This window comes from Pseudomonas sp. BAY1663 (genome assembly GCF_000582595.1).
Classification (GTDB): domain Bacteria; phylum Pseudomonadota; class Gammaproteobacteria; order Pseudomonadales; family Pseudomonadaceae; genus Stutzerimonas; species Stutzerimonas stutzeri_AF.
In genome coordinates this window covers 1-26,908 of record NZ_AZSV01000063.1, presented here as the reverse complement: position 1 = coordinate 26,908, position 26,908 = coordinate 1, and the positions used below count along the sequence as shown (strand labels likewise).

Below are 26,908 nucleotides of genomic sequence, written 5' to 3'. Positions count from 1 at the left end.
CGCCTTGGCGGGCGCGGGCTTGGCTGCCACGGTGGGTTTGGCTGCGGCGGCAGGCTTGGCCGGCGCAGCCGGAACAGGCGCGGCGGCCGCGACACTGGCGGGTTCGAACTTGCCCTTGCCATGCAACTGGTCGAGCAGCGCCTCGAATTCGTCGTCGGTGATATGGTCGCCCGCGGGATTGCCGGCCGGCTCGGCCGCAGGCTCCGCTGCCACGGCCGCCGTCGCAGGCTCGAACTTGCCTTTGCCATGCAACTGGTCGAGCAGCGCCTCGAACTCGTCGTCGGTGATCTCGTCGCTGGCCGGCGCCGAAGCGGGCTCCAGCTCGGCCGCCGGAGCCGCGCTCGGCGCGGCGGAGAACTGCCCCTTGCCATGCAGCTGGTCGAGCAGCAATTCGAATTCGTCGTCGATGATCTCATCGGAGGAGGAATCCGGAGCAGCCGCCACAGCCGTCTCCTCGACGACCGGCTCGATCGCATCGAGCAACTGCTCGAACTCGTCATCGGCGGCATCGGCAACCGGCTCCGGCACGGAAGCCGCTGCCGCTTGCTCGGCGGACGCCGGCTCGGCCAGGCGCGACAGGGCCGCGAGCAGTTCGGGCGAAGCCGGGGTCGGTTCGACGCGCTCGCGCACCTGGGCGAACATCGCATTCACCGCGTCCAGCGCCTGCAGGACGACGTCCATCAGTTCGGAATCGACGCGCCGCTCGCCCTTGCGCAGGATGTCGAAAACGTTTTCGGCGATGTGGCAGCACTCCACCAGCTCGTGAAGCTGGAGGAAACCTGCGCCGCCCTTGACCGTGTGAAAACCGCGAAAAATCGCATTGAGCAACGCCATGTCATCGGGGCTGCTCTCCAGCTCCACGAGTTGCTCTGACAATAGTTCGAGAATCTCGCCGGCCTCTACCAGGAAGTCCTGGAGGATTTCTTCATCGGCGTCGAAGCTCATATTCGCATCCCCTAAAAGCCCAGGCTTGAAAGCAGATCATCGACATCGTCCTGGCCGGAAACGACATCCTCACGCATATCGGCATGCATCTGCGGACCTTCACCCTTGGAAGGTTCTTTTTCTTCTTTTTGCTCTTTTTGCTTCAACTGCTCGGCACGCAACTGGGCGTGGTCATGCTGGATGCCGGCGAAACGATCCACCTGCCCGGCCATCAGCACCAGGTTCAGCAGGTTGCTCTCCAGCTCGGTGATGAGCCGGGTGACCCGCTTGATCACCTGTCCGGTGAGGTCCTGGAAATCCTGGGCCAGCATGATTTCGCGCAGGTTCTGCGACAGCTGGCTGCCGTCGTTCATGCTGCGCTTGAGAAACTGATCGATGCGCGGGACCAGCTCGCGGAACTCGTCGGCCTTCATGTCGCGGCGCATGAAACGCTGCCAGTCGGCCGTCAGGCTCTGGGCCTCGTAGCTGACGTAATTGACCAGCGGCACGCACTCCTCGACCAGGTCCATGGTGCGATTGGCCGCTTTCTCGGTCATTTCCACCACATAGGACAGGCGATCGGTGGCGTCGGTGATCTGGGAAGACTCTCGCTCGCCCCCGCAGGTGTCGATCTCCAGCTTGACGATGGCGCTGTGCAGTTCGCGGGTCAGCTTGCCGACTTCCTGGTACAGGCCGCGGTCGCGCGCCTGGTTGAGCTGGTGGATCATCAGCACCGCCTCGTCGAAACGACCCTGCTCGAGGCAGTCGACCAGTTGGCGGGCGTGGGACTTAAGGGTCTGTTCGAACTCGCTCATGCTGTCATCTTGGTGCGCCATAGTGCCCTCGCGGCGTTACATCAGCCGTTGACGCGCTCGAAGATCTTTTCGATCTTTTCCTTCAGCACCTGGGCGGTGAAGGGCTTGACGACGTAGCCGTTGACCCCGGCCTGGGCCGCTTCGATGATCTGGTCGCGCTTGGCTTCGGCCGTCACCATCAGCACCGGCAGGTGCTTGAGACGCTCGTCGGCGCGCACCGTGCGCAGCAGGTCGATGCCACTCATGCCGGGCATGTTCCAGTCGGTGACGAGAAAGTCGAAGCTGCCGCTCTTGAGCATCGGCAACGCGGTGGTGCCATCATCCGCCTCGGCGGTGTTGGTGAACCCCAGGTCACGCAAGAGGTTCTTGATGATCCGTCTCATCGTCGAGAAGTCATCGACGATGAGGATTTTCATGTTCTTGTCCAAGTCGACCTCCGTAAGTCCCAAAATGCCTCAGCAAACCGAGCACGTCGTACCGCAATAATCGTCAATGGGCGCGCCATTCGCCGAGGCGCGCCCGCAACCGCGCCGCACATTGGCTGTGCAGCTGGCTCACACGCGACTCGCTGACCCCGAGCACCTGACCGATTTCCTTCAAATTCAGCTCTTCGTCGTAATACAGCGACAACACCAGCTTCTCGCGCTCCGGCAGGTTGGCAATGGCATCGGCCAGGGCCTGCTGGAAACGTTCGTCTTCGAGATCGCGAAAAGGCTCCGGATGGGTGCTGCCGGCATCTTCCTGGAGATCGCCGTGCTCCCCTTCCTGCAACAGATCGTCGAAGCTGAACAGGCGGCTGCCCAGCGTGTCGCCGAGGATGCCGTAATACTCATCGAGACTCAGCTTAAGTTCGGCCGCAACCTCATGATCTTTAGCGTCGCGCCCGGTTTTCGCCTCGATGGCGCGAATCGCCTCGCTGACCATGCGTGAATTGCGGTGCACCGAACGCGGCGCCCAGTCCCCCTTGCGCACCTCGTCGAGCATGGTCCCGCGGATGCGGATACCGGCGTAGGTCTCGAAACTGGCCCCCTTGCCGGCGTCGTATTTCTTGGCAGCTCCAGCAATCCGATCATCCCGGCCTGGATCAGATCGTCCACCTGCACGCTGGCGGGCAGACGCGCCAGCAGGTGGTAAGCGATTCGCTTGACCAGCGGGGCGTACTGATCGATCAGGCGGTACTGCGCATCCTTTGCCTGAGCCTTGCTGTAATACATAGCGAATCCGGCACCTGTCATTCTTGGGTTTCTGAGGCCGGCCTGATCAGGCGTTCGACGAAGAACTCGAGGTGGCCGCGCGGCGTCGCCGGCAGCGGCCAGGTGTCGATCTTCTGCGCGATAGCCTTGAAGGCCAATGCACACTTGGACCGCGGATAGGCCTCGTAGACTGCACGCTGCTTCTGCACGGCCTTGCGCATGGCCTCGTCGTAGGGAACGGCGCCGACGTACTGCAGCGCCACGTCGAGGAAGCGTTCGGTGACCTTGGTCAGCTTGGCGAACAGGTTGCGCCCTTCCTGCGGGGCGTGGGCCATGTTGGCCAGCACGCGGAAACGATTGATGCCGTAGTCGCGGTTGAGCAGCTTGATCAACGCATAGGCATCGGTGATCGAGGTCGGCTCGTCGGTAACCACCAGCAGCACTTCCTGGGCGGCGCGGACGAAGCTGACCACCGCATCGCCGATGCCCGCGGCCGTGTCGATGATCAGCACATCGAGATCGTCGCCGATCTCGCTGAACGCCTGGATCAATCCGGCGTGCTGCAGCGACGACAGCTGCACCATGCTCTGCGCACCGGAGGCGGCCGGCACGATGCGGATGCCACCGGGCCCCTGGATCAGCACGTCGCGCAGATCGCACTCGCCGGCGATCACATCGGCCAGGGTACGCTTGCTGGTCAGGCCCAGCAGCACGTCGACGTTGGCCAGCCCCAGGTCGGCATCGAGCAACACCACGCGCCGGCCAAGGTCGGCCAGTGCCAGCGCCAGATTGACCGACACGTTGGTCTTGCCGACGCCACCCTTGCCGCCGGTCACCGCAATCACCTGTACGGGATGCATACCCATGTTCACACGCCTATATCTTGCTGGGGCCACAAGGCCGTCGATGCGCCCGGATCGAACGCATCTGATTTATTCGAATACCGCTGTCTCACGCTTATCCAGCCCGCCGCGAGGAATCGTTGTACAAGCCGGCGAACATATCGGCCATCGCCTCCTCGCTCGGCTCCTCGCCGGACTGCAGGCTCACCGCCCGACTGACCAGTTGATGACTGCGCGGCAGATGCAAGTCATCCGGAATACGCGGCCCGTCGGCGAGGTAGGCTATCGGCAGATGCTGGCTGATCGTTAGCCCGAGTACATCGCCCAGGCTGCCGGCCTCGTCCAGTTTGGTCAGGATACAACCTGCCAGGCCACAGCGCCGGTAGTTGTGCCAGGCGGCCTTGAGCACCTGGCTCTGGCTGGTCGCAGCCAGCACCAGATAATTCTTCGCTTTCACACCGCGGTCGGCCAGCGCCTCGAGCTGCATGCGCAGCGTCGGATCGCTGGCCGGCAGGCCGGCGGTATCGATCAGGACCACCCGCTTGCGCGCCAGGGGGGCCAGGGTCTTGCTCAACGGCTGGCTCGGGTCCAGCTGCACCACCGGCACGTCGAGAATCCGGCCGAGGGTCTTGAGCTGTTCCTGGGCGCCGATGCGGTAGTTGTCCATGCTCGCCAGGGCGATGTTCTGCGCGCCGTACTTGAGTACGTAGCGTGCCGCCAGCTTGGCCAGCGTGGTGGTCTTGCCGACCCCGGCCGGGCCGACCAGGGCGATCACGCCACCCTCTTCCAGCGGCTCCTGCTTGCTGACCTTGATCGCCTGGGCCAGGTGCGCCAGCAGCATGCGCCAGGCCTGGCGCGGCTCGCTGATGGCGGCGACCTTGTCCAACAGGCTGCGCGACAGCTCGGCCGGCAGGCCGAGGCGCTGCAGGCGCCGCCAGAGGCTGGCCTGCTGCGGCCGGCGGCTCTGCTCCTGGCCCCAGGCGATCGAACCGAGCTGCACCTCGATCAGTTCGCGCAGGCCGTGCAGTTCGGAATACATCGCCTCGACCGCGCGCGGGTCGAACGTCGCGGGAGCGGCGGCAGCCGGCTCGGGTTGCGGCATGGCCGCTGCGACGGGCTTCTCGTCAAGCAGTTGACGGCCCTGGTCCTTTCCGCGCCCAGACGCGCCCAGCTCCGCATGCGCGCTGGCGAGGCGCGCCTGGGTCTTGCGCAGCTCGGCTTCCAGGGCCGGGTTCGGCTGCTTGGCCGCCGGCGCCGATTGCATCGGGTAATCGAGCACAGCGGTCAGCTCGACGCCACCGGCGACCCGGCGATTGCCGATGATCACGGCATCGGCGCCCAGCTCGTCGCGCACCATTTTCATGGCGATGCGCATATCGGCGGCGAAGAAACGTTTGACCTGCATGGCCTGTACCCTCGATTAATTCTGACCCACCGTCGAAACGATGGTGACCTGCTTGTTGTCCGGTATTTCCTGGTAGGCCAGAACATGAATGTTCGGAACCGCCAGCCGGGCGAAGCGCGACAGCATCGCCCGGATCGGCCCGGCCACCAGCAGGACCGCCGGCTTGCCGAGCATTTCCTGGCGCTGTGCCGCTTCTACCAGGGACCGTTGCAGCTTCTCGGCCATGCCCGGCTCCAGCAAGACGCCATCTTCCGAACCCTGACCGGCCTTCTGCAGGCTATTGAGCAAGATCTGTTCCAACCTGGGCTCCAGAGTGATCACAGGCAGCTCCGGCTCTAGTCCCACAACGTTTTGCACGATTGCCCGGGACAAGGCGACGCGTACCGCGGCGACCATCGCGGCGGGATCTTGACTCTTGCCGGCGACATTGGCGATGGCCTCGGCAATGGTGCGGATGTCGCGCACCGGCACCTGCTCCTGCAACAGCGCCTGCAGGATCTTCAGCAGCGTCGACAGCGAGACCATGCCCGGCACCAGCTCCTCGGCCAGCTTGGGAGAACTCTTGGCCAGCAGTTGCAGCAATTGCTGGACCTCCTCGTGCCCCAACAGTTCGTGGGCGTGCTTGTGCAGTACCTGGTTGAGATGCGTGGCGACCACGGTGCTGGCATCCACCACGGTATAGCCCAGCGACTGCGCCTGATCGCGCTGGCTGGCCTCGATCCAGACCGCCTCCAGGCCGAACGCCGGGTCCCGGGCGGCAATACCGTTGAGCGGGCCGAACACCTGGCCGGGGTTGATCGCCAGTTCCCGGTCCGGATAGACCTCCGCCTCGGCCAGGCTCACGCCCATCAGGGTCAGACGGTAGGCATTGGGCAGCAGGTCGAGGTTGTCGCGGATGTGCACCGATGGCATGAGGAAGCCCAGGTCCTGCGACAGCTTCTTGCGTACCCCCTTGATCCGCGCCAGCAGTTGCCCGCCCTGGTTGCGGTCGACCAGCGGGATCAGCCGGTAACCGACCTCCAGGCCGACCATGTCCACCGGCGTGACGTCGTCCCAGCCCAGCTCCTTGGTCTCGGCCGCGCGCTGTGCCGGCAGCATGTCCTGCTGCTTCTGGACTTCCTGCTCGGCCTGCTGCTTGAGCTGCTTCTGGCGATGCCAGATCCAGTAGGCACCGGCGGCGGCCACGAAGCCCAGGCCGAGGAACGAAACGTGCGGCATGCCCGGCACCAGGCCCATGGCGATCAGGATCACCGCCGACACCGCCAGCGCCTTGGGCGAGGCGAACATCTGCCGCTGGACCTGCTTGCCCATGTCCTCGGAACTGGTGACACGCGTGACCATGATCGCCGCAGCGGTGGACAGCAACAGCGAAGGAATCTGCGCCACCAGGCCATCGCCGATGGTCAGCAGCGCGTACACCTTGCCGGCATCGCTGAAGCTCATACCGTGCTGCGCCATGCCGATGCCGATACCACCGAGCAGATTGATGAACAGGATCAGCAGGCCGGCGATGGCATCGCCGCGCACGAACTTGCTGGCACCGTCCATGGAACCGTAGAAATCCGCCTCGGAAGAAACCTCGGCGCGGCGCTGCTTGGCCTCGGCCTGGTCGATCAGGCCGGCATTGAGGTCGGCATCGATCGCCATCTGCTTGCCCGGCATCGCATCCAGGGTGAAGCGTGCGCTCACCTCGGAGATACGCCCGGCACCCTTGGTCACCACCACGAAGTTGATGATCATCAGGATCGCGAACACCACCACGCCGACCACGTAGTTGCCGCCGATGACCACCTCGCCGAACGCCTTGATCACCTGGCCGGCCGCATCGCCGCCATCGTGCCCGTGGATCAGCACCACCCGGGTCGAGGCCACGTTCAGTGCCAGGCGCATCAGCGTGGCCACCAGCAGGATGGTGGGGAACACCGCGAAATCCAGCGGGCGCAGCGCGTAGACGCTGACCAGCAGCACGACGATCGACAGCGCGATATTGAAGGTGAACAGCACGTCCAGCAGGAACGGCGGCACCGGCAGCATCATCATGCCCATCATCACGAGCAGCAGCAGCGGCACCCCGAGGTTGCCACGGCCCACGCCCGTCAGGCTGTTGCGCATATTGATGAGTTGCGTGCGATCCAACGTAGCCCCCGGCGATACAGAACGGATTCTTGACGCGAAACGCGCCTGCCGGGGGTATAGCAAGAAGGGGTCCAACTTTTCCGGCGGCGGCAGCTGCAAGTCCCTGCTGCAGGCAAGCAGGCCGACATCATCGAAAAACCGGAAGGGAATGAAGCTTTCGGATCTCCATGCCCGCACGAACCAAAAACCAATACCGCCTAACGCCTGAATTAAGCCGCGCCGCGAAGCGGCGTCAGCTTGAATGAATTGTTAGGCGACTCCTACTTGACTTCGATCCCGGCTGACCGTGCGAATGCAACGTAGTCTTGGGCGGTGTTTTGATCATGCACGATCCGCCATTTCCCATTTTGTAGCTGGAAAACATATACAAGCCACGTACTAAACGGCTCATCTTCCAGCTTGGCTTGGTACTGATACTTGATAAGCGCCATTGCCATATCCGTTCCAACCACCTTATGAACCACTTCTCCTTTCCAAACCCAGTTGGGGTCTTTGAACCATTGCTCATGGATTGCGATTAGCTCTGATCGCTTTGTAAAGGCGTGTCCATTTTGAACAACAGTGTAGAGGGTGTCGTCGAGCGTGAGATTTTCTTTGAAGGCACTAATATCACGGGATGCTATTGATGCAAGATGACTTTGGAGTGCTTGATCAAAATCCGGTTTCATGGCTGTACGTTGCTCGCAGGAGGTGACTAAGAAGCTTAGGGCGGCTAAAAGCAAGCATGCCCCGAGGTTTTTCATGCGATTGAGCCGCTTGATGAGTGCGTTCATATGTCTCCAAGAGTGCAAGAACACTTCAATGAGTCGCCTAACGTTTGGTTAAGGGGCGGGCTTTAGCCCGTCCCAGTGAGCGGAGCGAACGACTTGAACCATTTGTTAGGTGTGCCGGCTGCGGGTTATCAGCCTACTTTCCCTTTGCCAATTGCATACCCTATATATGTTGTTACAACGGGTAGGATCAGCTTCCAGTACTCCACTATGTCAGTTTTCATTACCCCGTCGACACACATGTATACAAAGCCGGAAGCTATAACGAAAATTGTTACTAGAAAAACCAAGAAATTTGCAGAAAACAACGTTTCAAGCCACTTTTCTTTAAGGGCTATGTTTAGCTTGTTGTTTTCTTGGTGGTAATCCAGTTGAACCTTGATATGCTCTTTATCTATGCCTGTATTTTGAAGTGTCGGCACCTCAATTCCGGTTTTGGCCATCACTCGGACTCCTTGAGATAAAATGTATACTCAAGGCCATAGGAGGATTTCTCCCCTCTCATAGAGACGCGGAAGCTTACGTATAAAGCCCGACCATTTAAATTTCCGACTTTCACCGGCCTTGCTGGGCCGTACCCAATACCTGTCGGCTTTTTGAATATCATGGCAATAGTATTTTCGCCTAATACCTCCAAGCTTATTCCAGATTCTTCGTCATCCATGGAAATGCGGAAGACAACTTCCATCAATGGGGTTTCGGATATAACAAATTTAGTGTCTGATAGGTCTGGGCTTGTTAATGTTCCGGACTCATATACTTCGTATTCACCGCAATATATCTTCACTTTGCTTCCATACTATGGTTGAGGTTTGTAGGTTCAGAAAGCACCTAACGCTTGGTTAAGGGGCCGGCGTTAGCCGGTCCCGAGTGAGCGAAGCGAGCGATTTGAACCATTTGTTAGGCGTTTTTGAATAATTTCATTTCTACGTATGAGAGAAATAGCGGAGCAGTAATGATAAAAATTATTGCTGCCGAAACCGAGTAGTGCATTGCAGTTGATTTGTAGATTGCAAGGCATAGGAAGTAAATTGAAATTATCAGTGTGGCAAAAATTTCCTTCTTGTATTTAGATAAAATAACACGGTCATGGCAATTGATATGGCGACTACTGTAATGATGAATCCGGTTGATCCGTAACTTAGATCTCTTGCAGTTAATTTTGAACTAATCAATGGGTAGCTGAGTGCGAGCACACTGAAAAATATGCACGCAATCCAGCTTAGGATGTCTGAAGCTTTGAATGTGATTTTTATGGCTGTTGAGATCATATTTGCCTAACGCCGCGCTCTGCGGAAATTTAGGAGCGCCAGCGAATAGATTTTCCGTAGCAGCGCCTTGTTAGCTTTCAAACTCAGCCTCTTTTAACTTAATGAGCTCTAGTATCTTCTTTGTGTCAATTAAAGGGCTGCCAGTAGTAAAGCTTGACTCGATTGGCCCCTTTTTCTTAGATAAATCTGCATGCAGGTGGTCCGGGCCATAATTGACATTGTGATGATTAGCGGAATCAATACGAGCAACCTCTTTGCCATCTGGCCCGAAAATCATATAGGCATAATTTCCCGGTGAGTCTAGCCTGAAAATCCCCTTTAGCCCTGATGGTCTTACAAGAGTCATAGTATTTTCGTTAGCCTTTTCGACTTTACAACCTAACTCCTTAGGCAGCCATGACAACACCAGCTCAAAATGCTCTTTAGTTTCTAGTGGCACGAACTGAAAAGGTGGTGGTTGTTTGAATAGTTTGGCCAAATACTCAAGTAGACTGTTTTCAGATTTAGCCACCTCCATATGTTTGTCACAAAGATTAAAACCAACCATAAATCCCTTCGCCGCACTCAGAGTAGAACTCATCATCCGAAAATTATTATCACCACAGACAAGGCAGCCAGGAGAATTAAGAAATATAGACTGTTCTACAGAAGTAGATTGTGAACGCCCCTCAAATAAGCCTTTAAACATTTCTGTTTCGCGAGATTGCCGCTCTCTAAAATCTCGTATTCTCGCTTCAAAGCCATCTTGACCTATTTTTTTGCCAAGCTGATTAGGTGGAATTATAGGCAGCTCCAATCCGTTGAACTTGAAGTATGCATGAAGCCTAGCAATTTTCAGCAAGTCCGCCTCTCGGATGAAATAATTCCGACCTACCGGATATCTATCATCATGAAAATAATATGCAGAAAAATAAAATACCCCCTTCTCCATAAACATGAGGAAAAGTCGATTCCTTCATCATAAGTAGTAGGTGTTCTAGGCTCTTCAACTCAATGGCTTGAAAAGGCTCATTTTCTTTTATTAGGTTGCATAGTATGGACTTGGCGCAAATATCAGCGCTTTTACCACTTCCTGTATCTTTTAACGTTTCTTCAACAATTTCCCGAATTTTCATAACTTTCCATGTGTCCGAATTTCAATTGTAACTGCGACAATTCGCACCTAGAGCCAACGTTTGGTTAAGGGGCGGGCTTTAGCCCGTCCCAGTGAGCGAAGCGAACGATTTGAACCGCTAGTTAGATATTCACTTACCGGATTCCGTTCGGTGTCTCTGAACAATATTAATTAGGATTTTCTCGACCTCCATGAGTCCGTCGACAGCATCGTCAAGATGCATTGGGGTACCACGGCTCAATACAAATGCAGCGGCCATATTGTCACCACCAATGATAAGCTCAAGTGCTTCACGCAATATAAAATCAGGTACGTCGTGTTTGAAAATTTCTAATGCTTGACTCTTGAGGTACTCAAAGCGCGGTGGTGTGAGCGGATGTCGCTTGACTGCGTTAGCAGCAAGTTGGGACAAAACTTGAGCGGTTGGTTGCTTCGCCATCGCCTTAAGCAATCGCACAACATCTTGAGTGGCTTTTGCAGTTAGGTCGTCAGCTGATGAGAAAAAATTTACCACATGAGATTTTTTTAGTTTTTCTTTTTAAAGCGAATAGTTTTTCCGCAGAAGCGCCAGTATCAACGTATTTTGGAAGTACGGGGTGTGCGTTCTCATCAATTATGTAGATAAGGCTCGGGAGGCGAAGCGTCTGAGCCTCCTCATACTCTAGCTGAGTAAGGGATTTACCAGATGCTGGATCTATATGTCCGTATCGCATGGAAAAGATTCCAATGTACGCATTGGATGAGCGAACGAGACGGAGGCATTCCTCTTTAGGTGTGTCAGGGAGAGCGCCAAAAACCTCCATTGCTTTAGACTCAATCTCCAGCTTGGAGATGGCCTCACGCACAAGTTGGCGATGCCGCTCTAAGTCTACAAATGTTGAGCTAACAAAGATTGAGTTTGGCATGGGATATCTAACTATTAATTAGGCGACACGGCTGTCGCGCTTACCCACGACACCTGTCGCATAACCTTCCTTGTCGTCTCGCGAGTCCTTGTCTAACTTGAAGGTGGTCGCGGCAACCGCGACAGCACTCAGGGAGAAACGCGACATGGATGACGGCAAGCCCAAGCTGCTGGATCAGTTGCGCCAGCAGATTCGAGTCAGAAACTATTCCATCCGTACCGAAACTGTCTATGCCGAGTGGGCAAAACGCTATATCCGCTTCCATCGCTATCGGCATCCAGCAGAGATGGGCGCAGCGGAGATCGAGGCCTTTCTGACGCATCTGGCGGTGAGGCGGGACGTGGCGGCTTCGACGCAGAACCAGGCCTTGGCTGCCTTTCTGTTTCTTTACAAAGAGGTGCTCAAGCTGGATCTGCCCTGGCTGCAAGGTATCGTGCGGGCGAAGCAGCCCAAACATCTGCCGGTAGTGTTGACCCGTGCCGAGGTGGAGGCCTTGCTGACGCAGTTGCAGGGCGTGAGCTGAATCGTCGCAACCTGCTCTATGGCTCGAGCTTGCGTCATGTGCTCAACCGCGGCGGTTTGGCGGTGTTGAGTCCGCTGGATCGTTAGAGAAAATCTCCGAACCTCGAGTCGCCCGAACCCTCGCACCGCCGGGCAGTCAGATGGTGACCGGCGGCGGAATGCCGCTTTTTTCTCTATTAAGGGAAGGAGCTTCGACATGAAACAGTGGATCATCGCCGCGCTGGCCGGCTGCAGCGCCCTCGCCGTTCAGGCCGAAACGCTGAGCGTGAAGGTCAACGCCGTCACCGCTCAGGGCATCGGCGAATCGGTGGGCAGTGTGAAGATCGACAGCAGCGAATACGGCCTGGTGTTTCGCCCCGAGCTGAGCGGCCTGCAGCCGGGCACGCACGGCTTCCACATCCACGCCAAGGGCAGCTGCGAGCCGGCGGAGGTCGACGGCAAACCCACCGCGGCAGCCGCCGCCACCGGCCACTGGGACCCGCAGAACACCGGCAAGCACGGCGAGCCCTGGGGCGACGGACACATGGGTGACCTGCCGGCGCTGTACGTCGACAGCGAGGGCAAGGCCAGCCAGCCGGTGCTGGCCCCACGGCTGAAGAGCCTCGGCGACATCAAGGGCCTGGCGCTGATGGTCCACCAGGGCGGCGACAACCACGCCGACCATCCGCAACCGCTGGGCGGTGGCGGCGCGCGGGTTGCCTGTGGGGTGATCGAATAGGAGCAGTTGGAAGCTGGAAGCTGATACTTTCTCTGGCTTCTGGCTTCAAGCTTCAGAATTATTCATCCCTACGCAGATCCGGCGGGATCGGCAGGTCGTTCAGCGGATCGGGGCGACGGCCCTTGCCGGCGCGGTACTGGCGCAACTGGTAGACGTAGGCCAGTACCTGCGCCACGGCGAGGTAGAGGCCGGCGGGGATTTCCTGTTCCAGTTCGGTGGAGTAGTAGACCGCCCGCGCCAGTGCCGGAGACTCGAGCACGGTCACCTGATGCTCCTGGGCGATCTCGCGGATCTTCAGCGCCAGGAAATCGCTGCCCTTGGCCAGCAGCATCGGCGCCCCGCCCTTGGCGGCATCGTATTTCAGGGCGACGGCGAAGTGGGTCGGGTTGGTGATCACCACGTCCGCCTCGGGTACCGCCTGCATCATGCGCCGCTGGGCCGCCTCGCGCTGCAGCTGGCGGATGCGCGACTTGACCTCGGGCTTGCCTTCGGAATCCTTGTATTCATCCTTGACCTCCTGCTTGGTCATCATCAGCTTCTGCTTGTTGTCCCAGAGCTGGAACGGCACGTCCACCGCCGCGATCAGGATCAGCCCGCAGGCCATCCACAAGGCGCACCAGCCGACGATCTCGGCGCTGTGCATGATGGCCAGGTCCAGCGGCTGCTTGGCGATCGAGCGCAGGTCGTCCTGATAGGACGAAAGCACCAGTAGCGCCACGCTCAACACCACCAGGAACTTGCCGAGCGCCTTGAGCAGCTCGACCAGCGCCTTGGCGGAGAACATCCGCTTGAGTCCGGCCAGCGGATTCATCCGGCCGAAATTGGGTGCCATGGCCTTGGCCGAGAACAGCCAGCCACCCAGGGCGATGGGGCCGAGAATCGAGGCGATCAGCAAGGCGATCAGCAACGGCAGGATCGCTTCCAGCGCGATCAGGCCACTGTTCATCAGCAGCATCGCCATGGAGCCCTCGTCGAACAGGGTTTCGCGGCTCAGCTCGAAGGTTCCCTGCATCATCGCCATCAGGCTCTGCGCCAGGCTCGCACCGGAGGCCAGCAGGCCGCCGATGCCGCCCAGCGTCACCGCCACCGTGTTGAGCTCGCGCGAGCGCGCCAGCTGGCCTTTCTCACGGGATTCGCGCAGGCGTTTCTCTGTGGGTTCCTCGCTTTTGTCGGCGCCGCTTTCGCTCTCAGCCATGGGCAATCTCCACCAGGTTCATCAGCGCGCGCCCACCAGCTCGCGCAGCATCGTCAGCGCCTCGCTGACGAAGACCTGGTACTGCGCGAAGATATCGGCCATGCCGATCCAGACGATGATCAGGCCGAGCACCAGGGTCAGCGGGAAGCCGATGGAAAAGATGTTCAGCTGCGGCGCCGCGCGGGTCATCAGGCCGAACGCCAGGTTGACCACCAGCAGCGCGGTGATCGCCGGCAGCACCAGCAACAGCCCGGCGCCCAGCACCCAGCCGAGCTTGCCGGCCACTTCCCAGAAGTGATTGGTCGACAGGCCACCGCCCACCGGCAAGGTGACGAAGCTCTCGGCGAGAATCTCCAGCACCACCAGATGGCCGTTCATTGCCAGGAACAGCAGGATCACCAGCATGTTGAAGAACTGGCCGAGCACCGGCACCGAAACGCCGTTGGACGGATCGACCATCGAGGCGAAGCCCAGGCCCATCTGCATCGCCAGCATCTGCCCGGAGACGATGAACACCTGGAAGAACAGCTGCAGGATGAAGCCCATCATCACGCCGATCAGCAACTGCTCGGCGATCAGCAGCAAGGCGCGCAGGCTCAGCGACTCCACCAGCGGCATCGGCGGCAGCGCCGGCACCAGCGCCAGGGCGATGGCCAGCGCCAGATACAGGCGCACCCGCATCGGCACCAGCTGGGCACCGATGATCGGCATGCTCATCAGCAGGGCCGCGATGCGAAACAGCGGCAGCAGGAACTGCCCTACCCAGCCGCCGATCTGCGCGTTGCTCAGCTCCAGCACGCCGGCTACCCGATCAACAGCGGAATGTTCTGCACGAGATTCTGGGTGAACTCCATCAACTGGCGCACCAGCCAGGGCCCGGCCCAGATCAGCGTCAGCAGCATCACCAGCAGGCGCGGCAGGAAGCTCAGGGTCTGCTCGTTGATCTGCGTGGCAGCCTGGAACATCGCCACCACCAGGCCGACCAGCAGACTCGGCACCACCAGCACGCCGACGATCATCGCGGTCATCCACAGCCCTTCGCGAAACAGGTCAACCGCAACTTCAGGGGTCATTCCGAGCGCCTCCCTAAAGCGTGCCGAAGCTGCCGGCCAGGGTGCCGATGATCAGCCCCAGCCGTCCACCAGCACGAACAGCATGATCTTGAACGGCAGCGAGATGATCAGCGGCGAGAGCATCATCATGCCCATCGCCATCAGCACGCTGGCCACCACCATGTCGATGATCAGGAACGGAATGAAGATCATGAAGCCGATCTGGAACGCGGTCTTCAGCTCCGAGGTGACGAAGGCCGGCACCAGGATGGTCATCGGCGCGGCTTCCGGCGAGGCGATGTCGGTACGCCGCGACAGGCGCACGAACAGCTCCAGGTCGCTCTCGCGGGTCTGCGCCAGCATGAAGCCCTTCAACGGCACCTCGGCGCGGGCGATGGCTTCCTGCGCCGGTATCTGCTCGCTCAGGTAGGGCTGCAGGGCATCCTGGTTTATCCGGTCGAATACCGGCGCCATGATGAACAGCGTGAGGAACAGCGTCAGGCCGATGAGGATCTGGTTCGACGGCGTCTGCTGCAGGCCGAGCGCCTGGCGCAGGATGGAGAAGACGATGATGATCCGCGTGAAGCTGGTCATCAGCATGACGAACGCCGGGATGAAGCTCAGCGCCGTCATGATCAGCAGGATCTGCAGGCTGACCGAGTACTCCTGCTGCCCCTCGGCGTCGGTGCTCAGGGTGATCGCCGGGATCGACAGCGGATTGTCGCCCCGGCTCAGCAGGCCAGCGCTCTCCTGCCCAAGGGCAAGAGGCGCGGCCAGCACCAGCAACAGCGCCAGCACGATACGCAACATCAGGGCTTGTCCTTGTGGTCCTTGCCGAGCAGCTCCATCAGGCGCTGGGCGAATTCCGGATTGGCCGGCTCGGCATCTGGCAGGTGCACCGGCTCGCGCATGACGTGCAGCGGCGTGATGCGCCCGCCGCTGAGACCGATGAGGATCTGCTCGCCGCCGACCTGCACCAGCACCAGCCGCTCGCGCGGGCCGAGCGCCTGGCTGGAGATCAGCTTGATCACCTGGGTACCGCGCGGGTTCATCCGCTGCACCCGGCGCAGCAGCCAGGCGAGCAGGAAGATCAGCCCGATTACCAGCAACAGGCCGAGCAGCAGCTTGCTCAGCTGTGTGCCCATGCCGGCACTGCTCATGCTCGTCGTCGCCGGTTCCGCAGCCATCGCCGGCAGCGCCAGGAGCGCGACAAGGAATGCGAGGGCGCGCATGTCAGCGCAGCTTCTTGATGCGTTCGGTGGGGCTGATCACGTCGGTCAGCCGGATACCGAACTTCTCGTTGACCACCACCACCTCGCCATGGGCGATCAGCGTGCCGTTGACCAGCACGTCCAGCGGCTCGCCGGCCAGGCGGTCGAGTTCGACCACCGAGCCCTGGTTGAGCTGCAGCAGGTTGCGGATGCTGATCTCGGTACTGCCGACTTCCATGGAGATCGATACCGGAATATCCAGAATCACGTCCAGGTTCGGCCCATCCAGGCCCAGCTGCGCACCGCTGGCCTTCGGCGCGCTGGCGAAATCCTCCAGCGGCGCGCGCGGCGCCGGTGGCGGTTCCGCCGCGGCCGAGCCCTGGTTCAGCAGCGCATCGATATCGTCCTGGCTGGCGTCCCCCGCCTCGGCCAGGGCCGCGGCCCATTCGTCGGCCAGCGCCTGTTCCTCGGGAGAAGTGTTGTCGCGTTCGTCTGCCATCGCTAGTCCTCGACCGGCTCGAATTGAGTAAAGGGCTGGGTCAACGTGGACGGACCACGGGCTCCAGCACCTGCAGCGCCAGGTTGCCCTTGTGGGCCCCCAGCTTGACCTTGAAGGCCGGCATGCCATTGGCGCGCATGATCATGTCTTCCGGCATTTCCACCGGGATCACGTCGCCCGGCTGCATGTTGAGAATGTCGCGCAGCTTGAGCTGCCGGCGCACCACCGTCGCGCCCAGCGGCACGTTGACGTCGAGGATGTCCTCGCGCAGGGCCTTGACCCAGCGCTCGTCCTGGTCGCTGACGTCCGACTGGAAACCGGCGTCGAGCATCTCGCGGATCGGCTCGATCATCGAATAGGGCATGGTCACGTGCAGGTCGCCGCCGCCGCTGTCCAGCTCGATGTGGAAGGTGGAGACCACCACCACCTCACTGGGGCTGACGATGTTGGCCAGCGCCGGGTTCACTTCCGAGTTGACGTACTCGAAGTTGACGTCCAGCACCGCGTGCCAGGCTTCCTTGAGGTCGGCGAAGGCCTGGTCGAGCACCATGCGCACCACGCGCAGCTCGGTCGGGGTGAACTCGCGGCCCTCGATCTTGGCGTGCCGCCCGTCGCCGCCGAAGAAGTTGTCCACCAGCTTGAACACCAGCTTGGCATCGAGGATGAACAGCGCGGTGCCGCGCAGCGGCTTCATCTTCACCAGGTTGAGGCTGGTGGGCACGTAGAGCGAATGGACGTACTCGCCGAACTTCATCACCTGCACGCCGCCTACCGACACATCGGCCGAGCGCCGCAGCAGGTTGAACATGCTGATGCGGGTGTAGCGGGCGAAACGCTCGTTGATCATTTCCAGCGTGGGCATGCGCCCGCGGACGATACGGTCCTGGCTGGTCAGGTCGTAGCTCTTGATGGACCCCGGGTCGGAATCGCTTTCGGTATCCACCAGACCGTCGTCGACCCCATGCAGGAGCGCATCGATCTCGTCTTGCGAGAGCAGGTCTTGAACAGCCATCTGCGGCAGCCTTCTATTGCAATACGAAGTTGGTGAAAAGCACTTGCTCGACGGCAAGTTTGCCAATTTCCTTCTGCGCCAGCTCCTGCACGCTGGCAGTCGCCTGCTGACGCAGCATTTCCTTGCCTACCGGCGTCTTCAGCGCCTCGAAGTCCTGGCTGGAGAACAGCATCACCAGGCGGTTGCGCAGCAGCGGCATGTGCACCTTCAGCGCGTCCAGCGCCGACTGGTCCCGCGACATCAAGGCGATACCGACCTGCATGTAGCGCTGCCGTCCATTGTGGCTGAAATTGACCACGAAGGCCGGCATCAGCACCTCGTAGATCGCCGGCTGCTTGCCCGCCGGCATGGACGCCGCGGCGTCGTCCGGCTTGCCGCCCTCCAGTCCCTCGCCCTTGTTCATGAAATACAGGGTACCGCCGATGGACAATCCGACGGCCAACAACATGGCGACCACGATCGCAGGATGAGTTTCAGCCGGCTCTTGCCGCCGCCTGCGTCTTCCGGGCCCGCCGAAGTCAGCGGCGGTGGAGCCTGTTTCTTAGCCATGCCAAATATCCGTCATCGTCTGCGTTTCTTCCCGCTTCAAGGAGTTAGGAGCAACAGCTGTGCCAAAGTATCGGGCAGCGGCCATCGGCAGTAAACGCGCGGAAGCCGTCACGAAAAAGCGCATCGTGAGGCAAAGACAGGATCGCTTCGGCGCAGCCGAACGGTCTGCAGCGAAGCGATCAGCGGCGGAAAACCGGCACGGGAGCCTGCCGGCCGTTCAGGCGATGGCTCCAATCAGGCGTAGTAGTCCACCAGCCGCGGTCGCCGGATGTCCGGTTGCCGGACACTTCCACCACACCCAGGCGCAGTTCCTCGTCACCATCGGCCGTCTCGCCCGAGAAGCCGTTGCGTGAAGGCTGGCCCTCGCCGCCGCCCTGCCAGCCGCGCGCCAGCGACTGGTCGGAGACGTTGACGTCCACCAGGTTCATGCCCTGCTGGCTGAACATCTCGCGCAGGCGCACCATCTGCCTTCCAGCGCGTCACGCACGCCGGCATGGGGGCTGAGGAAGGTGACCTGGGTCTGGTCCTTGTTCATCTCGATACGCACTTCCATGCGCCCGAGCTCCGCGGGATCGAGCTGGATCTCGGCGGACTTGAGGTTCTGGCTGGACAACCACATCACCCGGTCGACCACCGCCTCGCTCCAACCCGTCTGCTGCATCTGCACCGGCTGCCCCGGGACCAGCGTCGGTCGCGCGGCCTGCTGCACCTGCTGGGCGATCGCCTGGCTCAGCGGATTGGGCCGTGCCGAAGGCGACTCGCCCATGTCGGCGGCGCGGCTGCCCTTGGAGGCCTCGATGCCCTCCAGCAACTCCGGATCCAGTTCGAACTCCGGCTCGCCTTCTTCCGCCACCTCGACGCCAGCCAGCATGCTGGCGAAATCGTCACCGGCTTCCAACCGCTTCTGCTCGGAGGGCTGCGCCACCTCGGACTCCTGCACGGCCTCCTGCAGGGCCAGCTGGGGATCGCTGGCCCGGCGCAACCCACCGAGCAAGTCGTCCGCTGCCGATTCTTCGCCCTCGACGCCGGCCTGTTGCACGATCGGCAGGCCCGAGAGCAGCGTCTCGCCCGGCACCTGACCATCCTGGGGAGGCTCTTCGGGCAGGAACTGCCCGCCCAGGCCGAACATCAGCAGCGGGTCGTCGCCCTGCGGCGCGTCCGGCAGTTCTTCGGGCGGCAAGGCGTTGCCACTTTCGGCAACCGCCGGCTTTTCGTCATCGACCGTTTCCGTCGCATTCCGCGGCGCTTGTCGTCCACGGCCTTGTCGCGCCGGGCATCGTCCCGCGCCGCCGGCCGCTCGGCGGGCTTGGCCTGGCGCTCCCTGGCATAGACGTCGGAGAAGCTGGAGCCCGCGCCATCCCGCGCTTCGCGCGGAGCCTCCGGCGCCTTGGCCGCAGCTTGGGGCGCACGTCGACAGAGGGAGTCTTCAACAGCAAATCGGGGGAAACAGCCATGGGTCATTCCACTGCGGATGAATCGTGACGATAGCTGAGCAAGTTCCGGGCCAGCGCCCGACGCCAAAGATTCGTCTGGGCCGTCTCCGCCTAGCCGTGGCGCTGTCGTTCGGCCCTGAAGAGGATGCCGATGATGGCGAATTCACGTTCGATGGATTCGATCAGAACCGGCGCGTGGTCCAGCTGTTCCCGCCGGGCGAGGTCTTCCAGCTCGCGACAGAGCTCGGCCAGCAGCGTGGCGCCCATGTTGCTGCAACTGCCCTTGAAGCTGTGGGCGGCCTGGCGCAGCGTCTCGGCCTCTCCGGCCCGCCAGGCGCGCTTGAGCAGACGGACGCGCTCTTCGGAATCCGCCAGGAAGGTATCCAGCAGCACCGGATACTCGCTCTCCATCACGTCCTGCAGCGTAGCTAGCACGGCACTGTCGAGATGAGCATTGGACACCGGACCACTCCTGGATCAAAGCGCTGGATTATGCCTCAGCCACCCACGCGAACTCCACGCTCAGGCCACGTCCGTCCGCCTGCCAGGCGAATTCGTCGCTCAATTGGCGCACCAGGTGCAGCCCCCGGCCGCTGAGGCACTGGCCGCAATGCCGCGCTTGCAGCGCGCGGGCCACGTCGAAACCGGTACCGCTGTCGCTGATGGCGATGCGCAGCCGCCCGCCTCCGGCGTTGGCCTTGATGCCCAGTTCCAGGCGGATGTAGCCATCGGCCAATTGCTGCAGACGTTGCCGGCGCAACTCGTAGTAGCGCTGGAAGCCCTCGGCATCGCACTTGAGCGCCGAATCGAGAGCGAGCACGCCATGCTCCAGCGCATTGGAATACAACTCGCCCAACACGGTGTAGATCGCCCCGGCACGCGGTCGCAGCGGGCTGACCTGCAACAGCAGCTGCAGCAGGAACGGCAATGGATTGCTGCAGCGCAGGCTTTCGGCACGCAATTCGAATTGCGCCGACCAGTCGATCGGGGGCGATCGGTGGGCGATCGCCGGAGCCGGCAACGCGGTGCCCGCCCCCGCTTCGTCCAGGCTCACCTCGATCAGGCTGAGGTCGTCCTGCGCCTGCCCGTGGAAAGCCAGCAGCGCCTGCTTGATCTCATCGAACAGCAGCGCCGGATCGTCATTGGCATCCAGCAGCGCCAACAGCCGCTGTTCGCCGAACAGCTCGTCCTGGGCGTTGCGGCTCTCGATCACGCCATCGGACAGCAGCAGCAAGCGGTCGCCAAGCGCAAGCGGGAAATGCTCGCAGGTGTCGTCGAAGGTCGCCGCGGACAAGACCCCGAGGGGCAGGTGCCGGGACCCCAGCGACGTGCGACGGCCATCGGCGCCCAGCAGATAACCGTCCGGCAGGCCGCCATTCCAGACCCGCAGCGCGCCCTGCACGGGATCGATGTCCAGCAGCGTCGCGCAGCAGAACATCTCCACCGGCAGGATCTGCTTGAGCTTGGCATTCATCTCGCGAAGGATGTCGCTGCTCGAATGCCCCTTGCGGCCATGCCGTAGAAGGTCTCCGCCAACGGCATGGCGCCGATCGCCGCCGGCAGGCCATGGCCGGTGAAATCGCCGAGCAGCACGAACGTCTGCCCCGCCGGCGCCTGCGCCGCCAGCAGCAGGTCGCCATTGAACAGCGCGCGCGGCGACTGCCGATAACGGATGTTCGGTGCGTTCAGGCAACCGGCATGGGCCACCTTGTCGAAGATCGCCTTCGCCGCACTGTGCTCGTCGAGCAGTTGCTTGTTGCGTCGCGCGATCAGGTCGCGCTGCGCGAGTACCGTGGCCTGCAGGCGGCGCAGGCGGTGCATCGCCTGGATCTTGGCCTCGAGGATGATCGGGTTGTAGGGCTTGGCGATGAAGTCGTCGCCCCCCGCCTCCAGGCAATCGACCAGCGCCTGGTTTTCGCTCAGCGAGGTGAGAAAGATGATCGGCACCAGCTCGTCGCCGGCCAGTTGCTTGATCCGCCGCGCGGCCTCCATGCCGTCCATCACCGGCATCAGGGCATCCATCAGCACCAACTGCGGCCGTTCCCGGGTGAACAGCGCCACGGCCTGCATGCCGTCGGCCGCGGTGAGCACCCGATGGCCCTGGCGGGAGACGATGGTGGAGAGCAGCATCCGATCGACCGGGCTGTCCTCGGCGATCAGGATCGTCAGCCGCCTCGGCATCTCAGGCGATCACGAACAACTGTTCGAAATTGGATACCGAGAGAATCTTGCGTACATCCGCGTTGCAGTTGAGCAGGCGGATATCGGCCTCGTCTCCGCCGGCATGGTCACGCAGCAGGAGCAGCATGCCGAGCGCCGAACTGTCCAGATAGGTAGCGCCCTGCAGGTCGACCACGTAGCGCTGCGGCGTCACGTCCTGCCGCTGGTAGGCGTCGCGGAAGGCCTGGTGCGCATTGAAGTCGAAGCGCCCGCTGATGGCGATGGTCAGCTCCCGCCCATCCGCCGAAGGCTGCGAAGTAATGGTCATGTGGCACTCCCTGATCCGGAACGTCTTGAGCGGTCGCCTGAACGGCAGGCATCGCGGACATGCGACGAGAACAGCCGCAACACCGGCTGAGCGACGGAAGAGCCTCGCTGGCGGACCGGGCGACCATTCAACAGCGTTGAAGTGGGTGAAGATTTAGCATTCAAGCAGCGGCGCGGCAAGCATTCAATCCGACCCGCAGCCGCCAGGGGCCACTCAGGGATCCCGCGGTCGGCCGGCCAGGCGCTGGGCGAATTCGTCGAGCAGCTTCTGCTCGCGCTTGTCGGCGGCGATCCGCGCCTCGCGCAGATAACCCTCTACCAGTTTGCTCAGCCCCTCCACCCGCGCATGGCGCTGGCGCCACTGTTCGCGCAGCTTGAGCAGGTTGTCGCGATACCAGTTGACGCTGCGCTGCTGCTGGCCGATGGCCGATTCGAGCTGGGAAAGAAAGCGCTGGTAGTTCATCAACCACTGGCCGGAGACACCCTGGCTGCCTTGCTGCAGCCATTGTTGCTGGTAGTCGCTGAAATACTGTTCCAGCTCGCCGAGCTTGGCCTCGGCCTGGGCCAGCTGCATCTGCCCTGGCCGAGCAGCCGTGCCGCCTCGCGCTCGGCGCGTTCGGCCATCTCGATCACCGGCGCCAGGCGCGCGGCACGGCTGGGCGCCATCGGTTAGCCGCCTTGCCGGGGGGCGAATACCGCGGCCAGTTGCGCAGCACTGTGGCCGAGGTCCTCGCTTTCGTCGAGGCCCTGGCGCAGGTAGCCGACCATCTCGGCCTGGCGGGCGATGGCCAGGTCGGTTTCCGGATCGCCGCCCGGCACATAGGCGCCGACACTGATCAGGTCGCGGCTCTGCTGGTAGCGCGACCAGAGCTGTTTGAAGCGCTGCGAGGCACGTACATGCTCGGCACTGACCACCTGCGGCATGACCCGGCTGATGGACGCCTCGATGTCGATTGCCGGGTAGTGTCCTTCCTCGGCGAGCCGGCGCGACAACACGATATGGCCATCGAGCACGCCGCGGGCGGCATCGGCGATCGGGTCCTGCTGGTCGTCGCCCTCCGACAGCACGGTGTAGAACGCGGTAATCGAACCGCCGCCCGCCTCGGCATTACCGGCGCGCTCGACCAGGCTCGGCAGCTTGGCGAACACCGACGGTGGGTAGCCCTTGGTCGCCGGCGGCTCGCCGATGGCCAGGGCGATCTCGCGCTGGGCCTGGGCGAAGCGCGTCAGCGAATCCATCAGCAGCAGGACGTTCTTGCCCTTGTCGCGGAAATATTCGGCGATGCGCGTGCAGTACATCGCCGCACGCAAGCGCATCAGCGGCGCCTCGTCGGCCGGCGAGGCGACCACCACCGAGCGCTTGATGCTTTCCTCACCGAGGATGTGCTCGATGAATTCCTTGACCTCGCGGCCGCGCTCGCCGATCAGCCCGACGACGATGATGTCGGCCTCGGTGAAGCGCGTCATCATCCCCAGCAGCACCGACTTGCCGACGCCGGTGCCGGCGAACAGGCCCAGGCGCTGGCCGCGGCCGACGGTGAGCAGGCCGTTGATGCTGCGGATACCGACGTCCAGCGGCTCGCTGATCGGATGGCGCTTGAGCGGGTTGATCACCGGCCCGTCCATCGGCACCCAGTCCTCGGCCCTCATCCCGCCCTTACCGTCCAGCGCCCGGCCGGCACCGTCGAGCACGCGACCGAGCATGGACATGCCCATCGGCAGCCGACCGGTATTGGGCAAGGGCACCACGCGAGCGCCGGGGGCGATGCCGGCCAGGCTGCCGACCGGCATCAGGTAAAGCTTGCCGCTGGCAAAGCCCATCACCTCGGCCTCGACCTGGGAGGCTGGTAGCTGTCGTCGTTGATCACCATGCAGCGGCTGCCGACGGCGGCGCGCAGCCCCTCGGCCTCCAGCGTCAGCCCGACCATGCGCAGCAGCCGGCCTTCGAGTATCGGTTGGCTGGGCAGCTTGATTGCCCCGCGGTAGGTTTCGAAACGCTTGGCGAAGCTGACCCGTTCAAGGCGCATCGGCGGCATCCAGGTCGATGTCCAGGTCAGCCGCCGGCGGACGGGTGGCGTTCTCGCGCTGCTGCTCGAACAGCTGCTTGATCGCCTGGTCGAGACGCGTCTCGATGCTGGCGTCGATACGGCTGTGTTCGGTCTCGATCCGGCAGCCGCCGGGCAGCAGGCTGGCGTCCTCGAGAATCCGCCAGGACTCTTCGTGACGCTCGCGCAGCGCCTTCACCAGCTCGAAATCCTGCGGATTGACATGGATATGGATATTGTCGGCGCCCATCGGCAAGAGCTTCAGCGCCTCGCGCAGCACCTGGCGAATCTGCCCGGAATCGATCAGCAGGTCGCGCTGGATCACCTCGCGGGCGATATGGCTGACCAGCGTGGCCATGGCATGTTCGAGGTTGCGATCCTGTTCGGCGATGGGGTCGAGCAGCTGACCCATCAGCCGTTCCAGGCTCTCCAGACGCGGCGCCAGCGCGGCGTCGGCCTCCTGCCGGGCCTTGAGCTGGCCGGCGTGGAAACCGTCCTTCTCGCCGGTGGCGAAGCCTTCGTTGTAGGCCTGCTGGCGGATCGCCTCGAGCTCGTCGAGCGTCAAGGGTTTGACTTCCTCGACCGGGACGTCCTCGCTGCGTGCCGGCTCCTCGGCCACTTCCTCCACGACGTCCGCGGGCGGCAGCGCCTGCTCCTCGCCTTGCGGGTCGAAACTGGGCAGGGCCCAGCGATCGAAGACGTTGACGTCCTTCGCGCGGATCACGTCGCTGGGGTTTTCCTTGGCCATGGGGCTCCTGAATTGAAGTCGTTGAAGAACCGGCAGGTGGATTCTATTGCCATGACAATTCATGGCAAGGCCAGGCGGTCGAAACGCAGGGCGGATCCCGTTTCAGTTCTGCACGTACGTAGGAGCGGGCCATGCCCGCGAAAAAGCAGCCATACCGATGAAGGGTCCTGTTCGCAGGCATGGCCTGCTCCTACAAGGGAGAGTGCTGCAAGCTAAGCATCGGTGCTGGGGCAGAGCCTCAACGACGAGCTTTTCCTCATAGATCAATCGGTTAGAGAAAAACGGCAACAGGCCCTCTAGATCATCTCTTCGCCGCCCTTGGAGCCCAGGACGATCTCCCCTGCCTCGGCCATGCGGCGGGCGATGGTGAGGATTTCCTTCTGCGCATTCTCGACATCGCTGACACGCACCGGGCCCTTGGCTTCCAGGTCGTCGCGCAGCAATTCGCCGGCGCGCTTGGACATGTTCTTGAAGACCTTTTCCTTGATGGCCTCGTCGGCGCCCTTGAGCGCCAGCACCAGCACATCGGAGGACACTTCGCGCAGCAGGATCTGGATGCCGCGGTCGTCGATGTCGGCCAGGTTGTCGAAGACGAACATCAGGTCCTCGATCTGCCCGGAAAGGTCCTCGTCGACTTCGCGGATCGCGTCCATCAGCTGGCCTTCGATGGAGCTGTCGAGGTAGTTCATGATGTCGGCGGCGCGCTTGACCCCGCCGAGGCTGGCGCGGCTGGTATTGGTGCTGCCGGAGAACTGCTTCTCGAGGATCAGGTTCAGTTCCTTCAGCGCCGCCGGCTGCACGGTGTTGAGCGACGACACGCGCAGCACGATATCTAGCCGCACCTTGTGGTCGAAATGCGACAGCACCTCGCCGGCCTGGTCCGGATCGAGATAGGCCACCACGATGGCCTGGATCTGCGGGTGTTCGTAGCGGATCACATCGGCCACGGCGCGCGGCTCCATCCACTTCAGGCTGTCCAGGCCGCTGGTATTGCCGCCGAGCAGGATGCGATCGATCAGGCCGCCGGCCTTGTCCTCGCCCAGCGCCTGGGTGAGCATCTTGCGGATGTAGCCATCGGAGCCGACGCCGAGGCTGGTCTGGTCGCCAACGATCTCGACGAATTCGCTCATCACCCTCTCGACCTGCTCGCGGTGGATGTTGCGCATCTGCGCCATGGCGGTACCGACCCGCTGCACCTCCTTCGGCCCGAGGTGACGCAGCACCTGCGCCGCATCGGTCTCGCCCAGCGACAGCAGGAGGATGGCGGCCTTGTCGACCTTGTTGAGCTTGGTCTGGACTCGATTGTCACTCATCGGCGTTGATCCACTCTTTCACCACCTGGGCTACCCGTCCCGGGTCATCGGCCACCAGGTTCTTGATCGCGTTCAGCTGGGCTTCATATCCCTCGCTGGGGCTTGGCAACAGGATGTTCTGCGGGCCGCTCAGGCTGACCCGGTCATTGGCCAGGCCGGTATCCAGCCCGTCTTCCTCGCCCAGCTCGCCGGCACCGTCGGCGACCTGCAGCTCCTTGCCGCTGGCGGGATTGGTCAGGCTCTTGAGCACCGGCCGCAGCACGCCGAACACCAGCACCAGGATGAACAGCACGCCCAGCACCTGCTTGACCACGTCCCAGAACCAGGGCTGCGAGTAGAACGGAACATCCTCGAAGGCTTCGCCGAAGCTGTCGGCGACGAAGGCGGTGTTGATCACGCTGACGCTGTCGCCGCGGCTGGCATCGAAGCCCACCGCGTCCTGCACCAGGCGGGTGAAGCGTGCCAGTTCGTCGGCGCTCCACGGCACCCGTACCGTCTCACCGGCCGCGTTCAACGAGACCTGATCGTCGACCACCACGGCGACCGACAGGCGGCGCAGACGGCCCTGCTGCTGCTTGGTGTAGCTGATGGAGCGATCCAGCTCGTAGTTGCGGGTCGCCTGTTCACGCTTGTCCGCCGGATAGGGTGCAAGCATCGGCTGGCCAGTCGCCGGGTCCATGACCTGCTGGCCATTGGCGTCGAGCAGCGGCTGGCCGGCGGCCACCGGGCCCGCCGCAGCAGCGGCGCCA

The 26,908-nt window shown here is 62.0% G+C and carries 26 protein-coding genes and 7 pseudogenes; 2 read left to right on the top strand and 31 right to left on the bottom strand.

Annotation, left to right across the window (positions count from 1 at the left end):
- The 14 genes and pseudogenes from BAY1663_RS16355 to BAY1663_RS26035 all read right to left on the bottom strand — a co-directional run.
- Positions 1–945, bottom strand: a 945-nt coding sequence (locus tag BAY1663_RS16355) for an Hpt domain-containing protein (RefSeq protein ID WP_037042757.1), incomplete at its 3' end; no start/stop codon positions are given.
- 11 nt (positions 946–956) lie between these two features.
- Positions 957–1,760 (bottom strand): protein phosphatase CheZ, encoded by an 804-nt coding sequence (locus tag BAY1663_RS16350; protein ID WP_037042755.1) that lies wholly within the window; start codon positions 1,758–1,760, stop codon positions 957–959.
- A gap of 20 nt (positions 1,761–1,780) precedes the next feature.
- Complete coding sequence (locus tag BAY1663_RS16345; protein ID WP_011913679.1) at positions 1,781–2,155, bottom strand: chemotaxis response regulator CheY; 375 nt, start codon at positions 2,153–2,155, stop codon at positions 1,781–1,783.
- A 73-nt stretch (positions 2,156–2,228) separates the two neighbouring features.
- Positions 2,229–2,953 (bottom strand): annotated as a pseudogene (gene fliA, locus BAY1663_RS16340) (RNA polymerase sigma factor FliA).
- 17 nt (positions 2,954–2,970) lie between these two features.
- Positions 2,971–3,798 (bottom strand): flagellar synthesis regulator FleN, encoded by an 828-nt coding sequence (fleN, locus tag BAY1663_RS16335; protein WP_011913681.1) that lies wholly within the window; start codon positions 3,796–3,798, stop codon positions 2,971–2,973.
- 91 nt (positions 3,799–3,889) lie between these two features.
- The gene (gene flhF / locus BAY1663_RS16330; RefSeq protein ID WP_037042748.1) at positions 3,890–5,179 is read right to left on the bottom strand and encodes a flagellar biosynthesis protein FlhF; all 1,290 of its coding nucleotides are present in this window, start codon (positions 5,177–5,179) and stop codon (positions 3,890–3,892) included.
- A gap of 15 nt (positions 5,180–5,194) precedes the next feature.
- Positions 5,195–7,315, bottom strand: a complete 2,121-nt coding sequence (gene flhA, locus BAY1663_RS16325) for a flagellar biosynthesis protein FlhA (protein WP_037042746.1) — start codon at positions 7,313–7,315, stop codon at positions 5,195–5,197.
- Positions 7,316–7,575: 260 nt separating this feature from the next.
- The gene (locus tag BAY1663_RS16320; protein ID WP_218186684.1) at positions 7,576–8,088 is read right to left on the bottom strand and encodes a DUF4440 domain-containing protein; all 513 of its coding nucleotides are present in this window, start codon (positions 8,086–8,088) and stop codon (positions 7,576–7,578) included.
- A gap of 128 nt (positions 8,089–8,216) precedes the next feature.
- The gene (locus tag BAY1663_RS16315) at positions 8,217–8,531 is read right to left on the bottom strand and encodes a hypothetical protein (protein WP_128576360.1); all 315 of its coding nucleotides are present in this window, start codon (positions 8,529–8,531) and stop codon (positions 8,217–8,219) included.
- Positions 8,528–8,872, bottom strand: coding sequence for a DUF6864 domain-containing function (locus BAY1663_RS24020; protein ID WP_128576358.1), 345 nt, complete (start codon positions 8,870–8,872; stop codon positions 8,528–8,530). Before BAY1663_RS24020 ends, BAY1663_RS16315 begins: the two co-directional genes overlap by 4 nt.
- Before the next feature lie 554 nt (positions 8,873–9,426).
- Positions 9,427–10,293, bottom strand: a complete 867-nt coding sequence (locus BAY1663_RS24015; RefSeq protein ID WP_128576356.1) for a hypothetical protein — start codon at positions 10,291–10,293, stop codon at positions 9,427–9,429.
- Positions 10,244–10,471: a hypothetical protein gene (locus BAY1663_RS24010; protein ID WP_128576354.1), complete on the bottom strand. Its 228-nt coding sequence runs from the start codon at positions 10,469–10,471 to the stop codon at positions 10,244–10,246. Before BAY1663_RS24010 ends, BAY1663_RS24015 begins: the two co-directional genes overlap by 50 nt.
- Positions 10,472–10,600: 129 nt before the next feature.
- Entirely contained in the window at positions 10,601–10,984 is a 384-nt protein-coding gene (locus BAY1663_RS24825; RefSeq protein WP_218186683.1) for a hypothetical protein, read from the bottom strand.
- The gene (locus BAY1663_RS26035) at positions 10,959–11,375 is read right to left on the bottom strand and encodes a DUF4062 domain-containing protein (RefSeq protein WP_218186682.1); all 417 of its coding nucleotides are present in this window, start codon (positions 11,373–11,375) and stop codon (positions 10,959–10,961) included. Before BAY1663_RS26035 ends, BAY1663_RS24825 begins: the two co-directional genes overlap by 26 nt.
- Positions 11,376–11,520: 145 nt before the next feature.
- Here BAY1663_RS26035 and BAY1663_RS16310 point away from each other — a divergent pair, with 145 nt between their 5' ends.
- Both BAY1663_RS16310 and sodC read left to right on the top strand, forming a co-directional pair.
- The gene (locus BAY1663_RS16310; protein WP_256206831.1) at positions 11,521–11,898 is read left to right on the top strand and encodes a phage integrase N-terminal SAM-like domain-containing protein; all 378 of its coding nucleotides are present in this window, start codon (positions 11,521–11,523) and stop codon (positions 11,896–11,898) included.
- Positions 11,899–12,093: 195 nt separating this feature from the next.
- Positions 12,094–12,615: a superoxide dismutase family protein gene (gene sodC, locus BAY1663_RS16305; protein ID WP_037042741.1), complete on the top strand. Its 522-nt coding sequence runs from the start codon at positions 12,094–12,096 to the stop codon at positions 12,613–12,615.
- 58 nt (positions 12,616–12,673) lie between these two features.
- Here the strand turns inward: sodC and flhB are convergent, their stop codons facing one another.
- The 17 genes and pseudogenes from flhB to BAY1663_RS16220 form a co-directional block, all read right to left on the bottom strand.
- Positions 12,674–13,810 carry a flagellar biosynthesis protein FlhB gene (gene flhB, locus BAY1663_RS16300; RefSeq protein WP_037042738.1) on the bottom strand — a complete coding sequence of 379 codons (1,137 nt, stop codon included), beginning with the start codon at positions 13,808–13,810 and terminating at the stop codon, positions 12,674–12,676.
- 21 nt (positions 13,811–13,831) lie between these two features.
- The gene (gene fliR / locus BAY1663_RS16295) at positions 13,832–14,608 is read right to left on the bottom strand and encodes a flagellar biosynthetic protein FliR (protein ID WP_037042736.1); all 777 of its coding nucleotides are present in this window, start codon (positions 14,606–14,608) and stop codon (positions 13,832–13,834) included.
- A 5-nt stretch (positions 14,609–14,613) separates the two neighbouring features.
- Complete coding sequence (gene fliQ, locus BAY1663_RS16290) at positions 14,614–14,883, bottom strand: flagellar biosynthesis protein FliQ (protein WP_037042734.1); 270 nt, start codon at positions 14,881–14,883, stop codon at positions 14,614–14,616.
- 13 nt (positions 14,884–14,896) lie between these two features.
- Positions 14,897–15,672: pseudogene (gene fliP / locus BAY1663_RS16285) on the bottom strand (flagellar type III secretion system pore protein FliP).
- Positions 15,672–16,094, bottom strand: coding sequence for a flagellar biosynthetic protein FliO (gene fliO, locus BAY1663_RS16280; RefSeq protein ID WP_037042732.1), 423 nt, complete (start codon positions 16,092–16,094; stop codon positions 15,672–15,674). Before fliO ends, fliP begins: the two are co-directional and overlap by 1 nt.
- 1 nt (position 16,095) lies before the next feature.
- Complete coding sequence (gene fliN, locus BAY1663_RS16275) at positions 16,096–16,572, bottom strand: flagellar motor switch protein FliN (protein WP_037042730.1); 477 nt, start codon at positions 16,570–16,572, stop codon at positions 16,096–16,098.
- A gap of 40 nt (positions 16,573–16,612) precedes the next feature.
- Positions 16,613–17,584: a flagellar motor switch protein FliM gene (fliM, locus tag BAY1663_RS16270; protein WP_037042728.1), complete on the bottom strand. Its 972-nt coding sequence runs from the start codon at positions 17,582–17,584 to the stop codon at positions 16,613–16,615.
- Positions 17,585–17,597: 13 nt separating this feature from the next.
- Positions 17,598–18,133, bottom strand: a pseudogene (fliL, locus tag BAY1663_RS16265) (flagellar basal body-associated protein FliL).
- A 234-nt stretch (positions 18,134–18,367) separates the two neighbouring features.
- Positions 18,368–19,587 (bottom strand): annotated as a pseudogene (locus BAY1663_RS16260) (flagellar hook-length control protein FliK).
- 90 nt (positions 19,588–19,677) lie between these two features.
- A complete protein-coding gene (locus BAY1663_RS16255) occupies positions 19,678–20,028 on the bottom strand; it encodes an Hpt domain-containing protein (RefSeq protein WP_037042725.1) in 351 nt (116 codons plus the stop codon).
- Positions 20,029–20,056: 28 nt separating this feature from the next.
- Positions 20,057–21,747: pseudogene (locus tag BAY1663_RS16250) on the bottom strand (SpoIIE family protein phosphatase).
- A gap of 1 nt (position 21,748) precedes the next feature.
- Positions 21,749–22,054, bottom strand: a complete 306-nt coding sequence (locus BAY1663_RS16245; protein ID WP_037042722.1) for an STAS domain-containing protein — start codon at positions 22,052–22,054, stop codon at positions 21,749–21,751.
- 213 nt (positions 22,055–22,267) lie between these two features.
- Positions 22,268–22,719, bottom strand: a pseudogene (gene fliJ / locus BAY1663_RS16240) (flagellar export protein FliJ).
- Between the two features lie 3 nt (positions 22,720–22,722).
- A pseudogene (gene fliI, locus BAY1663_RS16235) lies at positions 22,723–24,080 on the bottom strand (flagellar protein export ATPase FliI).
- Positions 24,070–24,846, bottom strand: coding sequence for a flagellar assembly protein FliH (gene fliH, locus BAY1663_RS16230; RefSeq protein WP_037042720.1), 777 nt, complete (start codon positions 24,844–24,846; stop codon positions 24,070–24,072). The pseudogene fliI and the gene fliH overlap by 11 nt, the downstream one beginning before the upstream one ends.
- 296 nt (positions 24,847–25,142) lie before the next feature.
- A complete protein-coding gene (gene fliG / locus BAY1663_RS16225; RefSeq protein WP_037042717.1) occupies positions 25,143–26,159 on the bottom strand; it encodes a flagellar motor switch protein FliG in 1,017 nt (338 codons plus the stop codon).
- A partial coding sequence (locus BAY1663_RS16220; protein WP_037042715.1) for a flagellar M-ring protein FliF C-terminal domain-containing protein occupies positions 26,152–26,908 on the bottom strand: 757 nt, incomplete at its 5' end. The genes BAY1663_RS16220 and fliG, both read right to left, overlap by 8 nt.